The 18686-nt window shown below is 44.5% G+C and carries 12 protein-coding genes; 10 read left to right on the top strand and 2 right to left on the bottom strand.

Annotated features, from left to right (window positions below):
- The first annotated feature begins 192 nt into the window (after nt 1-192).
- Nucleotides 193-1524, top strand: coding sequence for a DEAD/DEAH box helicase (locus tag ACHUFI_RS01160; protein WP_394246301.1), 1332 nt, complete (start codon nt 193-195; stop codon nt 1522-1524).
- Nucleotides 1525-1602: 78 nt separating this feature from the next.
- Here ACHUFI_RS01160 and ACHUFI_RS01155 read toward each other — a convergent pair whose 3' ends face one another.
- The gene (locus tag ACHUFI_RS01155; RefSeq protein WP_394246299.1) at nt 1603-2850 is read right to left on the bottom strand and encodes an SGNH/GDSL hydrolase family protein; all 1248 of its coding nucleotides are present in this window, start codon (nt 2848-2850) and stop codon (nt 1603-1605) included.
- A 455-nt stretch (nt 2851-3305) separates the two neighbouring features.
- Here ACHUFI_RS01155 and ACHUFI_RS01150 point away from each other — a divergent pair, with 455 nt between their 5' ends.
- The 9 genes from ACHUFI_RS01150 to ACHUFI_RS01110 all read left to right on the top strand — a co-directional run bounded on the left by ACHUFI_RS01150 (nt 3306) and on the right by ACHUFI_RS01110 (nt 16841).
- Nucleotides 3306-5681: a S8 family serine peptidase gene (locus ACHUFI_RS01150; protein WP_394246297.1), complete on the top strand. Its 2376-nt coding sequence runs from the start codon at nt 3306-3308 to the stop codon at nt 5679-5681.
- A gap of 11 nt (nt 5682-5692) precedes the next feature.
- On the top strand, nt 5693-6031 hold the full coding sequence (locus tag ACHUFI_RS01145; RefSeq protein ID WP_394246296.1) for a hypothetical protein: 339 nt from the start codon (nt 5693-5695) through the stop codon (nt 6029-6031).
- 277 nt (nt 6032-6308) lie between these two features.
- Entirely contained in the window at nt 6309-7217 is a 909-nt protein-coding gene (locus ACHUFI_RS01140; protein ID WP_394246945.1) for a lipase family alpha/beta hydrolase, read from the top strand.
- 23 nt (nt 7218-7240) lie between these two features.
- Nucleotides 7241-8116, top strand: coding sequence for a lipase secretion chaperone (locus ACHUFI_RS01135; protein ID WP_394246294.1), 876 nt, complete (start codon nt 7241-7243; stop codon nt 8114-8116).
- Nucleotides 8117-8293: 177 nt separating this feature from the next.
- Nucleotides 8294-10315: a prolyl oligopeptidase family serine peptidase gene (locus ACHUFI_RS01130; RefSeq protein ID WP_394246292.1), complete on the top strand. Its 2022-nt coding sequence runs from the start codon at nt 8294-8296 to the stop codon at nt 10313-10315.
- Nucleotides 10316-12448 carry a TonB-dependent hemoglobin/transferrin/lactoferrin family receptor gene (locus tag ACHUFI_RS01125; RefSeq protein WP_394246290.1) on the top strand — a complete coding sequence of 711 codons (2133 nt, stop codon included), beginning with the start codon at nt 10316-10318 and terminating at the stop codon, nt 12446-12448.
- Nucleotides 12449-12457: 9 nt separating this feature from the next.
- Nucleotides 12458-14791 (top strand): proprotein convertase P-domain-containing protein, encoded by a 2334-nt coding sequence (locus tag ACHUFI_RS01120; protein WP_394246289.1) that lies wholly within the window; start codon nt 12458-12460, stop codon nt 14789-14791.
- A 2-nt stretch (nt 14792-14793) separates the two neighbouring features.
- The gene (locus ACHUFI_RS01115; RefSeq protein WP_394246287.1) at nt 14794-16260 is read left to right on the top strand and encodes an Lcl domain-containing protein; all 1467 of its coding nucleotides are present in this window, start codon (nt 14794-14796) and stop codon (nt 16258-16260) included.
- A 2-nt stretch (nt 16261-16262) separates the two neighbouring features.
- Nucleotides 16263-16841: an Lcl C-terminal domain-containing protein gene (locus ACHUFI_RS01110; RefSeq protein ID WP_394246943.1), complete on the top strand. Its 579-nt coding sequence runs from the start codon at nt 16263-16265 to the stop codon at nt 16839-16841.
- Between the two features lie 79 nt (nt 16842-16920).
- On the opposite strand, the gene ACHUFI_RS01105 is transcribed toward ACHUFI_RS01110, so the two are convergent.
- Complete coding sequence (locus ACHUFI_RS01105; protein WP_394246286.1) at nt 16921-18564, bottom strand: methyl-accepting chemotaxis protein; 1644 nt, start codon at nt 18562-18564, stop codon at nt 16921-16923.
- Nucleotides 18565-18686: the final 122 nt, after the last annotated feature.

Genomic DNA, 18686 nt, shown 5'->3' with positions numbered 1-18686 from the left:
ATTTTTGCTTGGAAAGGTTGAGAGTTTGCTTTAGTTGATGCGAAACAAACGGTGGCCTTTGGTGTGAGGACATAGGTGAAAATTTTATTCACGGATTAATTTTATGTGATCTCTACCCATTCTAAGGCGTTTCGCGTTATCATATTACGTTAAAAAATTTTCGATACAGAATCATAAGACTGGAGAGTCCTTTTGCACTTTAAAGATTTAGGCCTAGATAATCGCTTACTTAAAAGCTTGAAACATTTTGATTTCAAACAAGCGACTAAGATCCAACAGCAAGCCATTCCTGTTGCCATTGCCGGTAAGGATCTATTGGCTTCATCAAAAACGGGTTCAGGAAAAACCTTAGCGTTTGTTCTGCCTATGTTGCATAAGGCTCTAAAAACAAAAGCATTCTCAGCAAGAGACCCTCGTGGTGTGATTTTGGCTCCGACGCGTGAATTAGCCAAGCAAGTTTATGGCGAACTTCGTGGCATGTTGAATGGTTTGTCTTATGAAGCGACATTGATTGTTGGTGGTGAAAACTTCAACGATCAAGTAAAAGCACTGCGTAAATACCCGCGTTTTATTGTGGCGACACCTGGTCGTCTAGCGGATCACTTAGAACATCGTTCGCTTTTCTTAGATGGCGTTGACACGCTAATTCTTGATGAAGCTGACCGTATGTTGGATCTAGGTTTTGCACCGGAGCTTCGCCGTATTGCTAATGCAGCTAAGCACCGTCGTCGTCAGACTCTCATGTTCTCTGCAACGCTAGATCATGCAGAAGTAAACGACATTGCTGCAGAGATGCAAGATTCTCCAAAACGCATTTCTATTGGCGTGTCTAACGAAGAGCACAAAGACATTACGCAAAAATTCTATCTGTGTGATCACTTAGACCATAAAGAAGCGCTTTTAGATCGTATCTTAGAAGAAGCGGAATATCGTCAGGTGATGATCTTCACTGCTACTCGTGCGGATACAGATCGTTTAACAGATAAGCTGAATGAGAAGAAACTAAAGGCTGTCGCATTAAGTGGCAACCTAAACCAGACTCAACGTAACGCGATCATGAGCCAGTTCGAACGAGCGGTTTATAAGATCTTGGTGACGACAGACGTTGCATCACGTGGCATTGATATTCCGAATGTAAGCCATGTGATTAACTTTGATATGCCAAAACATACTGAAGAGTATGTGCACCGTGTTGGCCGTACTGGCCGAGCGGGTAATAAAGGCGATGCTGTGTCTCTAGTTGGCCCTAAAGACTGGGATAGCTTTAAGCGTATTGAGCTGTATCTACAACAAGATTTGAACTTCTCTGTTTTAGAAGGCCTGAAAGGTAAGTTTAAAGGCTTGAAGCCTCGTAAACCTGCTTTCAAGAAAGGTGGTCCGGCGAAGAAAACAGGTAAGCCTCAAGCGAAGAAAGCGGCTAAGAAGCCGGTACAGCGCGATAAGAGCTTCCACAAAAATGTGGCGGTTGGTGATTCTGTTTTCATTCCGAAAAAGAAAGTGGCGCCAAAAGCCGACGACGAATAAAGCGATAATTGTATCGTTTAAGTTTAAAAAACCGCCCATGAGGCGGTTTTTTGTTTTTCTTCATCGTTCAATGTTTAACTAAAAGCCAAACGTTGAAAAAGAGTGTTCTAGGATATTATCAGCGATGTATTTATGTGTTGCGGTTGTCGGGTGCGTGACTCCCCAAAATACATAGCTGTCTGAACCATAAGTTGCGCAGTCGTTAGTTAAACTATGGCTATATAGGTAGTCGATTGATGAGCTGCGCTGAATATTCAAGCAAGCATCCGATGCATTTCTAAAGCCATGCTGTTCTGGGTTATCGGTAATGCTAGCAAACAGTGCACTTGCATCAAATAAAACCACATTCTCCCCTTTGCTTTGGTAGTAGTCTGCTTGTTCTTTGATGAACGCATTAAACTCTACGATTTTGGCTCGTACTTTTTGGATTTCAGCTTCGGTTGAGTACTTAAATTGAGGAGCTTTTGTCGCATCAGGTAATGTGAACAGCAAAATGTTCTTTGCACCTGAGTCGGTCAATCGGATCAAAGCGCTGCTAAAGTCAGCTTTTACATCCGCTACTTCACGGTTGTAGTTCATAAAGTCATTCAGCCCAAACTCTAGGGTGAATAGAGTCTTTTCTGGACGGTAATTCTTTGCCAACTTCATATAGGTTAGATAAGAAGTGACTTGGTCGTAAATACCAGTCAAAGCCACATATTGATTGGTGCCAGCAGCACCGCCAACCGCCCAATTATACAAAGGGACATTTTTCGCATTGGCTAGGTATTCCGTCCAAACTAGGCCATTAGAAAAATGCCCAAGGAACCAAGAGTTCGGGTTTGGGAAAACCCATTGAGAGCCATTAAAGAGGTTGCCAGTATCAGATAAGCTGTCACCAAACGCCACAATTCGATTGATGGAATCAGACTCGAACGCGTTATCGTTGGTCCAAATGGAATGGTTGTAAGAGAAACGATTATCTGCGGCGAAGTAGGTTATATCCGCCGCATCGTGTTGAACATCAAGGGTCTGTTCGCAGCGTTGTTTGATCTCGGCTTGAGGGGTATCGCTGTAGAACATGTTTTTGAACGACACCGATGACCACCAATAACCATCGACGGTGTAATAGTCACCATTGTCTTTTAAAGCCCACTCCCAATCTGTAGCAGGGGAGTCGTGGCTTACGTCAGTACGATACCAGCATCGAACATAAGAGTAGGTTTGTGAGCCTTGAGCTTGAGCGATCTGCGCTGAGGTGATCGACTCTGGTGTCATGATATCTTTTTCTGCGGCAACTGATGCAAAAGGCATTAATAAAGCCAAAGCAAACGTCATATTTTTCATAGTTCAATTCTTATTTATTAGGGACAGGAATGGTGAAGCTAGTCAGTTATTGATAACTGATATCATTAACTGGTATGACCTATATCCAACACCTATAGAACTCTGTCAATATATTTAAATTCAAACGCTATTCAAACTGGTACTAAGATCGACTTTTCAACGATGACTCGATTATTCTCTGAAATTTTGAATAGAGTATTTATTCAATTAAAGTGATTTTAAATTTATAAAACATATATAAGTGATTGCTTTATAAGTAAAAAATTATGTTTTATTAATGTTAACTTCTTTTGTTTTTGTTGTGAGCTTGTGTGCATGCATGTGCGTTCGTTTTGATATTCATTTGATAAATATTAAGTGTGAATCTATAGCTCTTCCCCTGGTGATTTATTGTTCTTTGTGAGTAATAAGTTATCAGTTGTGAATAAACATCGCTCCAACAAGGAAAAGAGCAAATGAAAAATACCAATAATAAAAATAAGCAGTTGCTAAAAATTAGTGTATTAGCAGCGGCGCTGTCAGTGGCAACCAACACTAATGCTTCACCTTTAATGCAAATGAATGAAGCAGATTTACCCGTTAAATATATGGTGAAATTTAAGGACTCGGATTCTTCCATTCCATCAACTATGGGGCTCAATCCGTTTTGGGGTGCTCGTATGGTGCAAGAGTCTGTTTTAGATCGTGTTAATGCAGAAAAAGTCGAGAAGTTGGGTTCAGACTCTATTTATAGTGTTGAGCTTTCTTCGGCTGATTTAGCTAGCCTGAAACAGAATGCGGATGTCGAGTACATAGAAGTCGATCCGCCAAGATTTCTGTTAAGTGAAACGACTCCGTGGGGACAAGGTGCTATCAATGTTGCCGATCTCACGGACGAAAATTCAGGAAATCGAACGGTTTGTATTATTGATTCTGGTTACGACCTCAGTCATAACGACCTAAGTGGTAACCAAGTAGACGGAACCAATGATAGTGGTACCGGCCAGTGGAGCAATCCTGGTAATAACAATGCCCATGGTACACACGTAGCAGGAACGATTGCGGCAATCGCTAACGGTGAAGGCGTCGTCGGCGTCATGGCAAACCAAAATGTTAACCTTCATATTGTTAAAGTTTTTAACGAGTCCGGATGGGGGTATTCGTCGAGCTTAGTGAAAGCAATTGATACGTGTGCCCAAAATGGAGCAAATGTGGTGAACATGAGCTTAGGTGGCAGCCAGTCGAGCCGAACAGAGCGTGATGCCTTGCAAGACCAGTACGACAATGGCGTGTTGCTGATTGCGGCGGCTGGTAACTCTGGTAACACCGCGCACAGTTACCCAGCTTCTTATGACTCAGTCATGTCGATCGCCGCGACGGATAATCAAAGCCATCATGCCGCTTTCTCGCAAGCTACTGACCAAGTGGAAGTGGCCGCTCCTGGCGTAGCGGTACTGTCGACGGTGACGGTTGGTGAAGGGGTTCTGTCTGATATTCGTTTGAATGGTGTGAGTTATTTTGAACGTGGAGTGGTACCACATAACCGTAAAACGTTGGACGGAACGGGCAGTTATCAGTCGAGCCCAGTGGCTGGGACGGTGACAGGCGATTTGGCATCGTGTGATATTTCTTCGAATGCGTATGACTGCGGTGATATGAAGGGCAAAGTGTGTTTGACGGAACGTATTGAAAACCAGAGAACCGGCTACCGACCAGAAATCGACCCGGTCGAAGCGTGTTTTAATGCAGGTGCAGAAGCGGCAATTGTTTACAGTAATGAAGAGCTTTCAGGTTTACAAAATCCATTTGTGCTTGATGATAACAACCGTTACTCAATGGTATCTGTCACGGTGGATCGCGCGCTTGGGCTTGAGCTCGCCAATGCCTCTGGCCAGTCGGTAACGGTTTCGACGACCACTGGTGAAGACTATGAATATTACAATGGTACATCGATGGCGACGCCTCATGCAGCCGGTGTTGCTGCATTGGTTTGGAGCTATCATCCACAATGTACTGCCGCGCAAGTTCGTAACGCTTTAAAAGCAACGGCGACAGATATTGATGTTGCCGGTCGAGATGACCGTACTGGCTATGGCTTAATCAATACTAATGCCGCGAAAGAGTACTTAGATGCTGGATGTAATGGCCCTGACGGTGGGAATAACGCTGATTTGGTTTTAGAAAATGGCGTCGCTAAATCGCCGATTTCAGGAAGCTTACGTTCAAGTACAGTATATACATTTGAAGTGCCTAATGACGCTACGTCTGCTTCATTCAGCCTAATTGGTGGCACTGGTGATGCTGATATGTACGTGAAGTTCAACAGTGAGCCGACAACTGCAAGTTACGATTGCCGCTCGTGGGCTGGTGGTAACGGTGAAGAATGTGTCATCGAAAATGCTCAAGCAGGTACGTATCAAGTTTTGATCTATGGTTATGCAGCGTATGAAGGTGCATCGTTAGTGGCTTCTCACAATGGTAGCCAATCGGGCGGAAATACTGGAGGCGCGGCAAGCTACACTAACTCGGATAACGTTGTTATTCCCGACAATTCCAGTGTGGGTGTGACTAGTGCGATTAACGTAACACGCGCTGGCGATTCAGGTGTCGTCTCTGTCTCGCTTGATATTGAGCATACTTATATCGGTGATCTTAAAGTAACACTGACTTCTCCTAGCGGTGGTGAAGCGGTACTGCACAATAACACGGGTGGTTCGGCAAGTAATATCAGCACTAACTACGACGTCGATTTCTCTGGCTTTGAGTCGCAGGGCGAGTGGACATTAAGTGTGGTCGATAGTGCTAATCAAGACACAGGCAAGCTAGTTAGCTGGGGTCTTAACTTTCAATAGAGAGTCGCTAAATGAGAAATAAATTAGTGTTTAAAGCGATGGTTGTTTTTGCTATTACGTTGGCGACAATCTACGGGCTAGGGTCTTACGCTAACCCAGCGAAGCCGTTAACTCCTAGCGATACCACGTCTAGAAATGAACTTGTTAGGTACTACGTCAAATACCATGAAGGCACCGGATCGCAGGCTCTCGAACTATTGAGAGAACGTCAGATTTTGGTGGTTGATCACATGCCTAAGAGGCGAGTGATATTAGTCAGTTCAGACATGAAGCATATGGGGAAAATTGCCGCGCATAGCTTCATAGACTACGTAGAAGAAGCACCGGAACGAGAACGCTACTCACAATAATTCTCTGTATTTAAGGCGCTTCCTAGGAAGCGTTTTTTTGTTCCATACCTTGTTTTAAACGTAAAAATATCAATATAAATTAATTAGTTAAGTCTAAATTAGTGACTGGCTAGATGGATGTTCAACAGTTCTGTTGAATTCCAATTTAAGTTCACGAAATTGAATTTATAAATTTCTACTTTTAGTTTTCCTCTTCTACGTTTTTCTTCTCATCCGAGGTCTAACTTGTTTAAGGAAAGGAACATTGAAAAAGATATTTCTGATGGCTGCGTTATGCATGACCAGTTTGAATGTGCTTGCCGGAGCCAGTACATCGGCACTTGATACTCGTGGTTACACAGAGACCAAGTACCCAATTCTGTTGGTTCATGGCCTGTTTGGTTTCGACACCTTAGCGGGCGTTGATTACTTCTATGGTGTACCTGAGTCGTTAACGAAGGACGGCGCGAGTGTGTATGTTGCACAGGTTTCCGCGACGAACAGCAGTGAAATTAGAGGAGAGCAACTGCTTGCTCAAGTTGAAACGTTACTGGCGGTGACCGGTGCAGAAAAAGTGAACTTAGTTGGACACAGTCATGGTGGCCCAACAGCTCGATACGTCGCTTCAGTAAGGCCAGAACTTGTCGCTTCAGTAACCAGTATCGGTGGGGTCCATAAAGGGTCGAAAGTGGCTGATCTCGTGAGAGGGAATGTCGATGAAGGATCTGTGTCTGAAGCAATAGCTGTTCAGCTTGCTAGTGGCTTAACGACTTTGATTAACTTGCTTTCAGGAGGCAGTGATCTTGAACAAGATGGGCTGGCTTCTTTGGAGGCGTTGACGACTGAAGGCTCGCTTGCGTTCAATGAATTTTATCCAGAAGGTGTTCCCACTTCTGAGTGCGGTGACGGCGAGTGGCAGGCTTCGAATGGGGTCTATTACTACTCTTGGACAGGATCTTCTACTTTCACTAACCTTCTCGATCCGACCGACGGTGCAATGACAATTCTAGGGTTAGCGTTTGACGGGCCAAGTGATGGTTTGGTTGGAACTTGTAGCGCGCACTTAGGAAAAGTGATTGGTGACGACTATAAAATGAATCACCTTGATGAAATCAACGGTTTATTAGGTATCCATCATTTATTTGAAACCGATCCTGTCACGCTTTACCGCCAACACGCCAACCGTCTAAAACTGGCGGGATTATAGCGTACGCTTAAAGGATAATGACTATGAAAAAGACCACACTAATGATTATGATTGCCTCGGTGAGTGCTGGTGCGGTCTTTTATTTTTCACATCAGAGTAAAGAAGCCGTTGAGGCTTCAGAAAGTGTTCTACAAGTTTCTGCGCAGAAAGATACCGCTATTGATCAGAGCTCGCCAAAAGACACGATGGAGTACTTCATTTCAGGTTTAGTGGAGGTGGAGCTTCCACAGATGGGCACGAATTTGGCTGAATTTAAAAAACAGCAGCCGGACAGCATGGTCGATGAAGAACTCTTTGAGAAATACTTGATGTACAAATCCGCACTGCAACAGCTGGATTTGGAGTACCGTTCATCATTGAACTTGGAATCTCTCACTCGTCTCCACCATGCTTTGCTCGATCTTCAAATGCAATTTTTTACTTCCCAAGAGCAAGAGTTGTTGTTTGCACACGACAATAGAATGCGTGAATTGGCATTGCAAAAACTGCAATTGCAGACTGACGCTTTCGATAACGAAGACTATTACCAGCAATGGCAAAGTACATTGGATCTGCAGCCTGAGTACATTCAACAAAGCCAGAAAAACCAATCTTTATTGGTGCAGCTCGCGAATACAAATGCGTTAGATTCCCAACAAAAGTATATCGACCGTACTCAGCTTGTCGGGGAAGAAGCTGCTCAAAGATTAGAAGCATTAGATGAAGAGAGAGTGCAGTTTGAAGCCGATCTTAGTGATTATTTATCGCAGCGAGGTGAAGTTTTAAATGATGCAACATTGAGTAAAGAGCAGCAGTCGACTCAAATTGCCGCTTTGCGTAATCATGCATTTCCTGCCGACCAACTGAAACGAGTTCAGGCATTAGAGCGAATTCATGACAGCAGCCATCGACAGGACTGACTAGTTATTCACTGCCTTCCTTACAATTACCCATACAAAACCCTATCAAGTTAGCACTTTCTGAAATATTAATTGAGACAAAAATCACTAAATTATGAAAATGATAATTGATCTCATTATCGTTTGAGTGCAATATACGCGAAATTTATCAAATTGGCGTATGGATTTGTCTTGTTTATGAAAGTTTTTAAGTGGTTACTTTTGGCCGTTTTTGTCTCGGGAAGTGTGAGTGCGACCGATCAATTCTCGTGGATGAGAGATGACTCACGCAGCAAAGAAAAAGTTATCAATTACCTTAATAAACAAAATGATAAAACAAATATTTATCAAGATAAGATTCGCTCCGAAAGCGAATCGTTATTAAAAAGTTGGCAAGAAAATCGCCCTACGCGCTCTGAAAAACCATGGCGCGAAATTGATGGGTTTGAATATTCCATTCAAACAAAAAAGGGTGGGCGAGTATTACTTTCTCGAGTGGCGGGGAATACAAACTCTGTAGTTCTGTTTGATATCGACACTCGAGCTAAACATTTTGATTACTACCAGCTCGGAGCATGGGCATTAAATTCAGATCGAAGCAAACTTGCGATTGCAGAAGATACGTCTGGTTCTGAGCTCTATCAGGTGAAGGTCATTGATCTAAACACACGAGAAGTATCATCAATTGCAGAGAATGTGGATAGCACATTGACGTGGTCAGCCGATGACCAATCGTTGTTTTTGATTGAACTTGAGGAACAAACGGCAAGGCCATATGCGTTGACGAGTTATTCCGTCGACACTCAACAACCCACGCGTCTTTATCATGAGTCCGACATGGGGTGGTTGATCTCGTTTTACCTTTCCAGTGATCGACAGTTTGCGGTTGTGCAATCTAACAATGAACAGGCAAGTGAACAGCGTTTACTCAATTTGGTGAGTGGTGAACTTTCGCCACCAATCTTGCCTCGCGAGGAAGGGAAAGAATACTACCTCGATGTGCAGGATTCTCGTGCATATATTAATAGCAATCATGCTCGAAGCGGTTTTGGTGTTTATTCATCTCCACTACGACAGGTGTCAAATCTTGAATCGTGGAAAGCCGTATTCGAACCGGATGATGAGTCGAAAGTCAGTAATTTCTACCTATTTGACTCTGGGACTGTGGTGATTAGCCAAAAAGGCGCAACTCAATCTCTGCACTTCTTTGATAACGATAACACCTATCGTGCTAGTGAGCTGATAGCTCAACCGGGGCAAGTTTCTTGGGTGGGCCAAGTTGGGGATTTTAAAAGTAACAAACTGCATATTCGCAGTATGTCGATGACTCAACCAGCGAAATGGGAAAGGCTGAATACAGCGACATTGAAGCGAGAGCTTTTATCACAGGATCAATACCCACACTATCAAGAATCGGCTTATCACACAGAGCAAATCACCGTGAATTCGGATGGTGCGAAAGTGCCGGTGACATTGGCTTACCGCAAAGATACGCTGACCGATGATAGCTCTGTTCTTCTTTATGGTTATGGGGCTTATGGCATGACAATGAAGCCCTACTTTATGCCTCAAATAATCAGTTTGTTGGATAAAGGGGTGATCTATGCCATCGCTCACGTTCGAGGAGGTGGTTTTTATGGCGAGTTTTGGTATCAAGCTGGTAAAGGGTTGAAGAAAGGTAACGGTGTTCAAGATTTCGTTGCTTCTGCTCAGGGTTTGAAAGAGTACCGCCATGGCAAGCGTCCGGTATACGCGATGGGTGCAAGTGCGGGTGGAACCTTGGTTGCCGCTGCCTTAAATCAAGCTCCTGATGCGTTCTCTGGCGCAGTGTTAAAAGTACCGTTCGTGGATGTGGTGAATAGCATGTCGGACACTTCTTTGCCTTTAACGGCTCAGCAATATGGCGAGTGGGGTAACCCAAATATCGCGACACAGCTCGAAGTCATGAAGCAATACGACCCGTACTTAAACCTAAGTGCGCAAGACTACCCACCAGTGCTTGTTCAAGTAGGTTTTAATGATCGCCGCGTACCTTATTGGGAAGGGGCGAAATACTTCGAAAAACTCAAATCGGTGAGTTCTGGCAAAGGCCCGTACTTACTGTCTACTCAATTCAATCAAGGCCATTCCACCGATCGGCGTAATGCCTTGTCTCAACAAGCGTTTGAATACGCATTTCTTTTATCACTAAAACAGCAAGCGTTTAAAGCGGAGCAGTAAATGAAGCTTTTACCAATTTCAGCGGCAGTACTCCAAGTACTGGCTGCCAATGTCGTGCACGCCAATTCTGAGTATTCTCAGTTTGAAGAGGTCGTCGTCAGTGCCAACAAGATAGAGCAACCACTCTCGGAAGTGGCGGGTTCGATTGCTGTTTTTGATGGGGAAACGATAGAAAAGAAAGGTGCGACCGAACTCTATGACTCTTTGAAAGGAGAGCCTGGAGTGAGTGTTACGGGCGGAGCGGGGCGTCCTCAAAACGTGACTATCCGTGGTATGACGGGGAATCGTATCGTGATCGTCAAAGACGGGGTTAAGTCGTCTGATGGTTATGGCGCATCTGACATTAACGATAAGGTTGGAAGAAACTCGTTCGATATGTCGAATGTGAAATCTATCGAGGTAGTGAAAGGGGCGAGCTCATCGTTACATGGCTCAGGAGCAATCGGTGGTGTGGTGATCGTAGAAACCAAACGACCTGAGGATTTTTTGCAAGATCAGGATTTCTATAGTGATGTTTCGACAACCTACACCGGCCTTAGTGACAAATACAAAGGCTCAAGTAACGTCGCTTTTCGTCTAGGCGAAACGGAAAGCCTCATCAATGTGGCGTATTGGACGGGGAATGAAACTCGAAATTTTGAACAAGATTTGTATCAAAGGGACCTCGAAGGGGTAAGCGGCAGTTACACATTAAATCATCATTGGTCGGATGCTTTGATGTTGAAAGCTAAAGCAGACTATTACAACAGCGAACTAAGCCGCAATGAAGGCTCAGCGTCGATTCAAAAAGACGGTATTTGGGAAATCGAAACGTTCGATGAGCAAGAAAGCTTGGAAGAGTTTGGCTTCCTCGTTGGGCTGGAATATCAATCAGCAAGTGTTTGGTTCAGTGAGCTTGATGCGACGCTTTATAGCCGCAACACACGAACGATAGAAAATACCAATCGTCTGATGTGGCGTGAGGAAAATAACCAAGTAAGGCGTCGTCGTACCATTGAACAGCGCGACTTTCACGATGAACTATTTGGTACTGATATTGATCTTCTGGCGAACGCAGATTGGTTTGGTTTGAACCATGAACTGGCGTATGGATTTACCGCGACGACGAGTCGATACGAACGCCCGAGTAATACTGTGACTATGGATTGGAACGGAGTGAATGAGGTTAACAAAAAGCCTTTTGCTCCTGCTCGTACCTACAGTTTCGGTAGTTATGTTCGTGACGTCATTGAACTGCAAGCGTGGACATTAACAGGTGGATTACGTTTTGACTTACACAGTTTACAGCCGGACCAAGATAGCGAAATCGAAGGTTTTGAAGTGAAAGATATGGACAGCAGTGAGTGGTCTCCAAGCCTTTCTGCTGCCTACTACTGGAGTGACTCACTCAACACTTATGTCTCTTACAGCCACGGTTACCGCGCGCCGACTTACGATAAAGCCTACGGCTACAACAATCATGACTTTGTTCCACTTACGCCATTTTTGATCACCCCTAATATGGACCTTGAAGCGGAAACCAGTGACTCAATTGAAGTGGGCAGTAAGTTTGATGATGGTGATACCCAGTTCTATACCGCCGTGTTTTTTCAAAAATTTGAAAACTTTATTGATATCAAAGAAATCGGCATGAACGACCAGGGAGTGTATTTGAAGCAATATCAGAACATAAGTGGAGTCGAGACTTATGGCATCGAAGTCTCGTTAGCTCATCGGTTAACGGAACATTGGGGGATCAGCACTAAAGCTGGTTATGTTGATGGAAAAGATGGTGAAGGTCATTACGTAAGAACACTAACACCATGGGAAGGTAATGTTGAACTGACGTACGACAACGAAAGCTTTTCGGCGTACTCGATGGTCAACTGGGCGCAATCAATGGACAGAGTCCCATCTTGTTCAACTGATATTGGTTTGGAAACGGAATGTGCCAGGACATCGGGTTGGGCGACGATTGATTTAGGTGCGAGCTATTCGCTCACTCGTGACTTTAATGTCAGCGCAAACATCATCAACTTGCTGGACAAAAACTACATTCGTTATCAAGACGTGGGCGGTATCAGTGACTCTGATAAAGGCTATTCAACTCAGCCTGGCCGTTACTTTACCGTTAACGCTAAGTACGAATTCTAAGGAGTGAAGATGACTATTAATTTACCTTCACTGATCGCGCTCGCATGCGCTGTGGGAGCATTAGCTTGCCAGAGCCATGCCGCGGAATGGGATTATCCGTCAGCGAATATTACGGTCACTAGCCATCAAGAAGCCTTGGCTTATTTAGAGCAGGCTTACGCTGAAGCAGGGAGTTACCGATTCCGTTACCAAGCCGAGTCCAAGCTAGGTTCACATTACAACTTTGATGTATTGGTTAATGGAGAGTACCAACCTCAGCGCGCAATGGTCGTGAGTACAGATCATGATGGCTCTATCATGCGCGTTTATAAAAGTTTGGAAGATACTGTTCTTAGAAATGGCGTAGCCAGTGTGGCGTCAGAGTTAGAGGCTCCACGTCGGCTAGAGGGGGAGTTTCCACCAAGTTTAGACAGTGGCGAAATAGTATCGGCAAACGTCAGAGTTTTTAACCCTGATCTACGAACGATGCATCGAGATCCTGCGCCGGATTCTTTGATGACGGAGCTTTCTCAGTACGATCGTTCACCACGCTACGTGACAAAGTCGGTAGATGTATTGAAATCGGGTGAGGCGTTTTATTTGAGCAACGAGCGCGTGACTCAAGTGGATGCTGCTGCGCTTTATACATTGGATGCACAAACTCAAGAAGTGGTGAACCGCGATAGCAATGCGTTTCTTCCTGCTGAAGGGGTGGAAAGCTTTGCCAGTCTAGACGCAATTCAGGCGGTCGAGTGGCAAGAACCTGAGTTTGCTCAACTGATGGCGTTTACTCATCTCGATCAATCTATCCGATACATCGAAAGCCTCGGGTTTTCGTTGTTCGATACCCCTCTTCGTTTCGATGGGCGGGGTTTATCAGCCAATAATTCATCGTACTACTTTGGGCCCCAAGTGGCAGTGTTTGGCGTTGGCGGAGGTTCGCCAGATGCACTCGATGCCGATGTGGTGTTGCATGAACTTGGGCATGGGATCCATTATCAAATTGTCAAAGACTGGGCATACGGGCATACCGGCGCCATTGGCGAAGGGCTTGGCGATTACTGGGCGGGTAGTTATAGCTACCGAATGCAGTATCAAGAGGCAAATACCGCCGGACAAGAGTTTGAAATTGATACGGTATTTAACTGGGACGGCTATTTCGGAACGAAGAAAGGCACCCGAAGTTTATGGAACCAAAGAGCCCGATACATTCAACAATCTGAATACCGAGCTCATGAAAGCGTCGCAGGCGAATTGGGTGACGAATTATGGTCGACTCCTCTATTTCAATCGCTAAAAGAAGCGGTTAAGCGATATCAAAATGCGGCATTTGAAGAGTTTGACACTATTGTTCTTGAGTCTATGTATGGCTTGGGGCGAGGCTTAAAGATGCACGACCTCGCGCAGAACATGCTCTTTGTTGCTGAAAAACTCTACCCCAATAGAGATTACGCTGAAATCTTAGCGGAAAATTTCGCGGTCCATGGCTTATTGGTTGAGCCTTTTGTCTTAGAAATGGCGACGAAATATGTTCACCCAGAGCACCCCGTCTCTCTCGATTTGTACCCGACTGGCCGTCAAGCATCGCTTAATGGGGAGTTGTCGGTAGAGGAGGCTCGCCATGGGTTTTCAAGTGATAAGTTTGCCCAACTTAATGTCGAGCTGATGCTGCCCGAGGGCAAAGTCTGCGGTCAATCTTTGCAGCTAAACACGGAAGTTGATTATCAATTTGATCCTAGCTTACAGAACCAGCAATGGCTGAAATCGTCAGACATCGTCTATGGTCTCCCCCTATTTGAAACTGAGGCAAAGCAGGTCAACGCTAATCTTCCTGATGCAAAATTAACGGATTCAAATCAACAGATTATAGGACTAAAGAGCTTCAATTATACCGTCGCCGACCGCTCGATTGTGGTGGATGACATGTTTGGGGTGTTCCTTGATATTGAGCATTCAAAACTGTCAGACCTTTCTGTGACGCTCACTTCTCCAAGAGGTACAAGAGTCACACTCCTTAGTCATCGTTCAACAAAACATGCTGGTTTTGAAGGGTATTTCACCGTCCAACATGATGACGTGATGAAAGCTTTCAAAGGGGAGCTCGGTTGGGGGACGTGGCGCTTAGAGGTCGCAGATTATATTTCTGAAGACTCTGGCATCTTAAAGCAATGGACCGTTGGTCATATCGAACAATATGAATGCGGTGATGTTGCGGCAAAGCCGAGCACAAAAACGGAAGCGACTAGCAGTGGCAGCTCTGGTGGTGCGAGCTCGCTTCCTAGCCTGATTATTTTATTCATGCTGGCGCTACGCCAGTTCGTTTCAACCCGTAAATCTGTAATACAACATCCAAGAAGAAAATAAATATGAAACCACAATTAACCCTTTTGGCCATGTCTTTGGCTCTTGCTGGCTGTGGCTCGGACAGTTCCGACACGTCAGTACCTACTTATACCGTCTCTGGTAAGGTCGTCGCTCAAAATGTCGCACTCGACAGTAAGGTGTGTGTCGATTTGAATGAAAGCTTTTCGTGTGATGATGATGAGCCTAATACCCAAGCTAACTCCGAGGGTGAGTTCTCTATTACAAGTACCAATAAAAGTATTTTAACTTTGCCTATCCTTTCCGAAGTGGAAACAGGGGTAGCAGCTAGAAGTCTCAATGGTGCTAGTAACTCGACCGTTTATATTGCTGCGCCGGGTATTTCTAAATCCAGAGGTAATGACATCAATGGGGTTAGCTCACTACTGGCCGGTTACATGGCTGATGGATTGACCATCGATCAAGCCAACCTCAAACTCAAAGCACAGCTAGAAGCTAAAGGCATTACGATAAATGGCGATATTCAAGACAACCTTGAAGCGACCGAACTTGCAGACTTAGAGCAAAATGTGATTTCTACCATCAAGGCGATCGATTCAAATAATCGCGCCTACATGTTGGCTCAAGTGAGTGCGACGTTTGGTGAGAGTAGCGCCGATTATACGAGTGGGCAGTTGTCGGAAGGTGAGATTGCCACTTTCTTGCAGGAAGTGAAAGAAAAAATCAAAGCGGCAACCGCCATCAATGATACGGGTGTTCAGCTTTACTTCACGGATGCCAACGACTCAGAAGACGCTGTCGATGCACCGAGTGATTTCCCTGGCCAAGACGCAGAATTTGGTTTCGATAAAACGGATGTTGATGCGAATACAGGCAAAGGTTTTCAGTTTGTAAAACTGGATGATACGGGTAATGAACTCGACGATGCGGTGGATGACTGGTCATGTGTGCTTGATAAAAGAAGTGGCTTGATTTGGGAAGTGAAAAAGAATGATGAAGCGTCTATCCAGCACAAAGACCGTATCTTGGCCTTGGAGATCCCAAATGAGGTGACGCCATTCTCTAAAGATTTAGCGATGGCAACTTGTCATGATGCTGGTGATGCGGTTTGCACGACTCAAGATTATGTCGAGTACATTAATGGACTGAATTTATGTGGCCAAACGGATTGGCGTCTACCTAAATTGCATGAGATGTATAACATTATTGATTTCGGCGAGACAGAAAAACATGAAAGTGGTGCTGTTTATGGCTTAAGCCATAAGTACTTTCCACATCAAACAATTGGTAGCGAATACTCGAAATATGGGACGGTATGGAGCCACGCGATTAACTTCAACAACTACTCCCCATATATCACGGAAGGAGCGGTCTTCTATAACCAATTAGGCATGTTGGGCACAGAGAGAGGTGCAATCAGTAATACTGAGATCTACACCGATGCTGTCGACGCCGATAATGATGACTCTTACCAATTCCCAGCTCGTCTCGTTTCACTACAGGGTAAATAATGATGAAAAAGCTACTATCTACGACATTACTAGCATTATGTTCAACGACGGCCATCGCCCAAGAGTGCAGCGCAGATATCACGAAAACGGCATCCAACACACGTTACTTTGCTCATGAAAATGGCACTGTTACTGATATGCTAACGGGTCTTACCTGGATGCGTTGTCAAGTTGGCAAAACATGGAATGCTTCTTCTAAAAAGTGTACTGGAACAGCGGAACGATACTTTTGGCAAAGTGCCTTAACCATGATTGAATCTGTCAATGATGTGGATGGCAACCATGAGCTTCATCAGTTTGCTGGTGTTGAACGTTGGAGAATGCCTAACATCAAAGAGTTGGTCTCACTTAAAGAAGTGGCTTGTTATGCGCCGGCTTTGAGCTCAAAAGCGTTTGGTAATACGTTCAATTTTGAGCAAGGTGATTTTGAAGCTTACTTATGGTCTAACACGTCGGCTGGGGATGGAAGCAGTGTCATGGTGTTTGACACCATCAATGCTGAAGTTTATCAATACAACGCTGCTCAGTATGAACTAAGTGTACTGTTAGTCGCTGAGCCAAACTCCAGCGTAGAACCATAAAGCTCACTGTTTGAAATAAAAAGGCCGCGGAACTTTTCCGCGGCCTTTTTTATATTGAGCATTTATTTTTGGTGAGCGTTTAAACTTTAAAGTAGTTTAGTTGCTGTTTTTGACGTTCTGCTAAGTCAGAAAGCTCATGACTGGCAGCGGCTGCTTGAGTAATACCGGTTACGTTTTGGCTGACTAACTCGTAAATGTTGGTGATATTACGGTTAATATCAGACGTCACCTGGCTTTGCTCTTCAGCTGCAGACGCCACTTGCGTGTTGATTTCAGTCATATCTGCCATTGAGTTAACGATGCTAGATAATGAATTACTTACTTCACTGGCGAGTTGCTGGTTCTGCTCAAGCATGCTCAATGAGCTATGCATGCTTTCGTTGGCTGTTCCAGATTGAGATTGTAAGCCTTCGATGATGGTTTGGATTTCTTTCGTTGAGTCTTGAGTACGAGCTGCCAACATACGAACTTCATCCGCAACCACAGCGAAGCCTCGGCCGCTTTCACCAGCACGCGCGGCTTCAATCGCTGCGTTTAGTGCCAGTAGGTTAGTTTGCTCTGAAATGCTTTGAATCACTTCAATGACATTACCAATCTTTTCAGATTGCTCTTTCAAGTTACCGACAACTTCAGCGGCATCGCTTAACTGGATAGCCATTTTGTCGTTAGCTTGGTTGCTTTGCTCAAATAACTCTAAGCTACGTGCCGCCATTGAATCCGCTTGTTTGGAAGCTGAATCTGCGCTAACCGCATTTTCATTCACGTGAGTCGCAGTGCTTTCTAACTGATTCACGGCAGAAGCAACTTGCTCAACTTCTTGTTTCTCTTGATCAGAGTTGACACTGGATTGCGTCATTACTGCAGCCAGCTCAGTGGAAGCCGATGCCACTTCAACGCTGATACGCATCAGTGAGCCAACTGTTTCTCTAAGCTGATCGACGGTTGAGTTTACGTCTTGCGCCAACTCAGAAATCTCGTTCTTTCCTTCCTCATCGGCTTTCACCAATAGGTTACCTTTCGCGACTTCACGCATGGTTTGCTGAAGGTTACGGATTGGAGAAACGATAACGCCTGCTAATACCCAGCTGCTAATCAGTGCGATCGACAGTACGACCAGTAGGCCAATGATCGCAGAGTTAAGAGTAGAGCTGTGTTTTGCTCCATTAGTTTCGACGTTGTCGATGGCGATACGGTTGAGCTCTTTAGACAGGTTATTGATCGCTTTTACCATTTCATTCCCTGCATTTCTGTATTGTGCAGAGGCAGCTTGGTATTTCGCTTCAAAGTCCGGTGCAGGATAGAGTTCATGGTGCTTAGTGTTCAGTAAAGGCAGCATGGTGTTGCGAGAAAACTCCACATAGTGGTTCATCGCTTTACGCATGGCTTTTACTTCGTCCTGCATACCAGGAACGGTATCGATAGAGTTCAATAGGCGAGTATTGTCCGATTGCTTTTGAGACAAGGTTTGCACCAGTGTCTTCACATCGTCTGGGTTGAATAAGCTATATATTGCTTTGATACGCATGCCATAGCTGTTATCCACGATTTCACTTAACTCTTCTTTATGAAGAATTAGATCTTCTGTTGCTACTGACACTTCTTCAAATGCGTGTTCTAAGTTTTCCCCGCCAATGGTGATACCGCCGACTAGTAGCACGACGGAAAACAGCATTGGTACTAATATTTGAATCTTGATGGATAAGCCACTAAGTATTTGTCGCATCTGATAACCCTTTATGTGTACGTCTACTAAATGAGAATGGTTATTATTATAATTGTAAGTGTGTAAGCAATGATTCTATCTGTTACATCTGATAAATCAATTAATAAGGCATTACAATTTGT

The organism is Vibrio profundi, assembly GCF_043642225.1.
Classification (GTDB): domain Bacteria; phylum Pseudomonadota; class Gammaproteobacteria; order Enterobacterales; family Vibrionaceae; genus Vibrio; species Vibrio profundi_A.
This window is presented reverse-complemented; position numbering and strand designations above follow the sequence as displayed.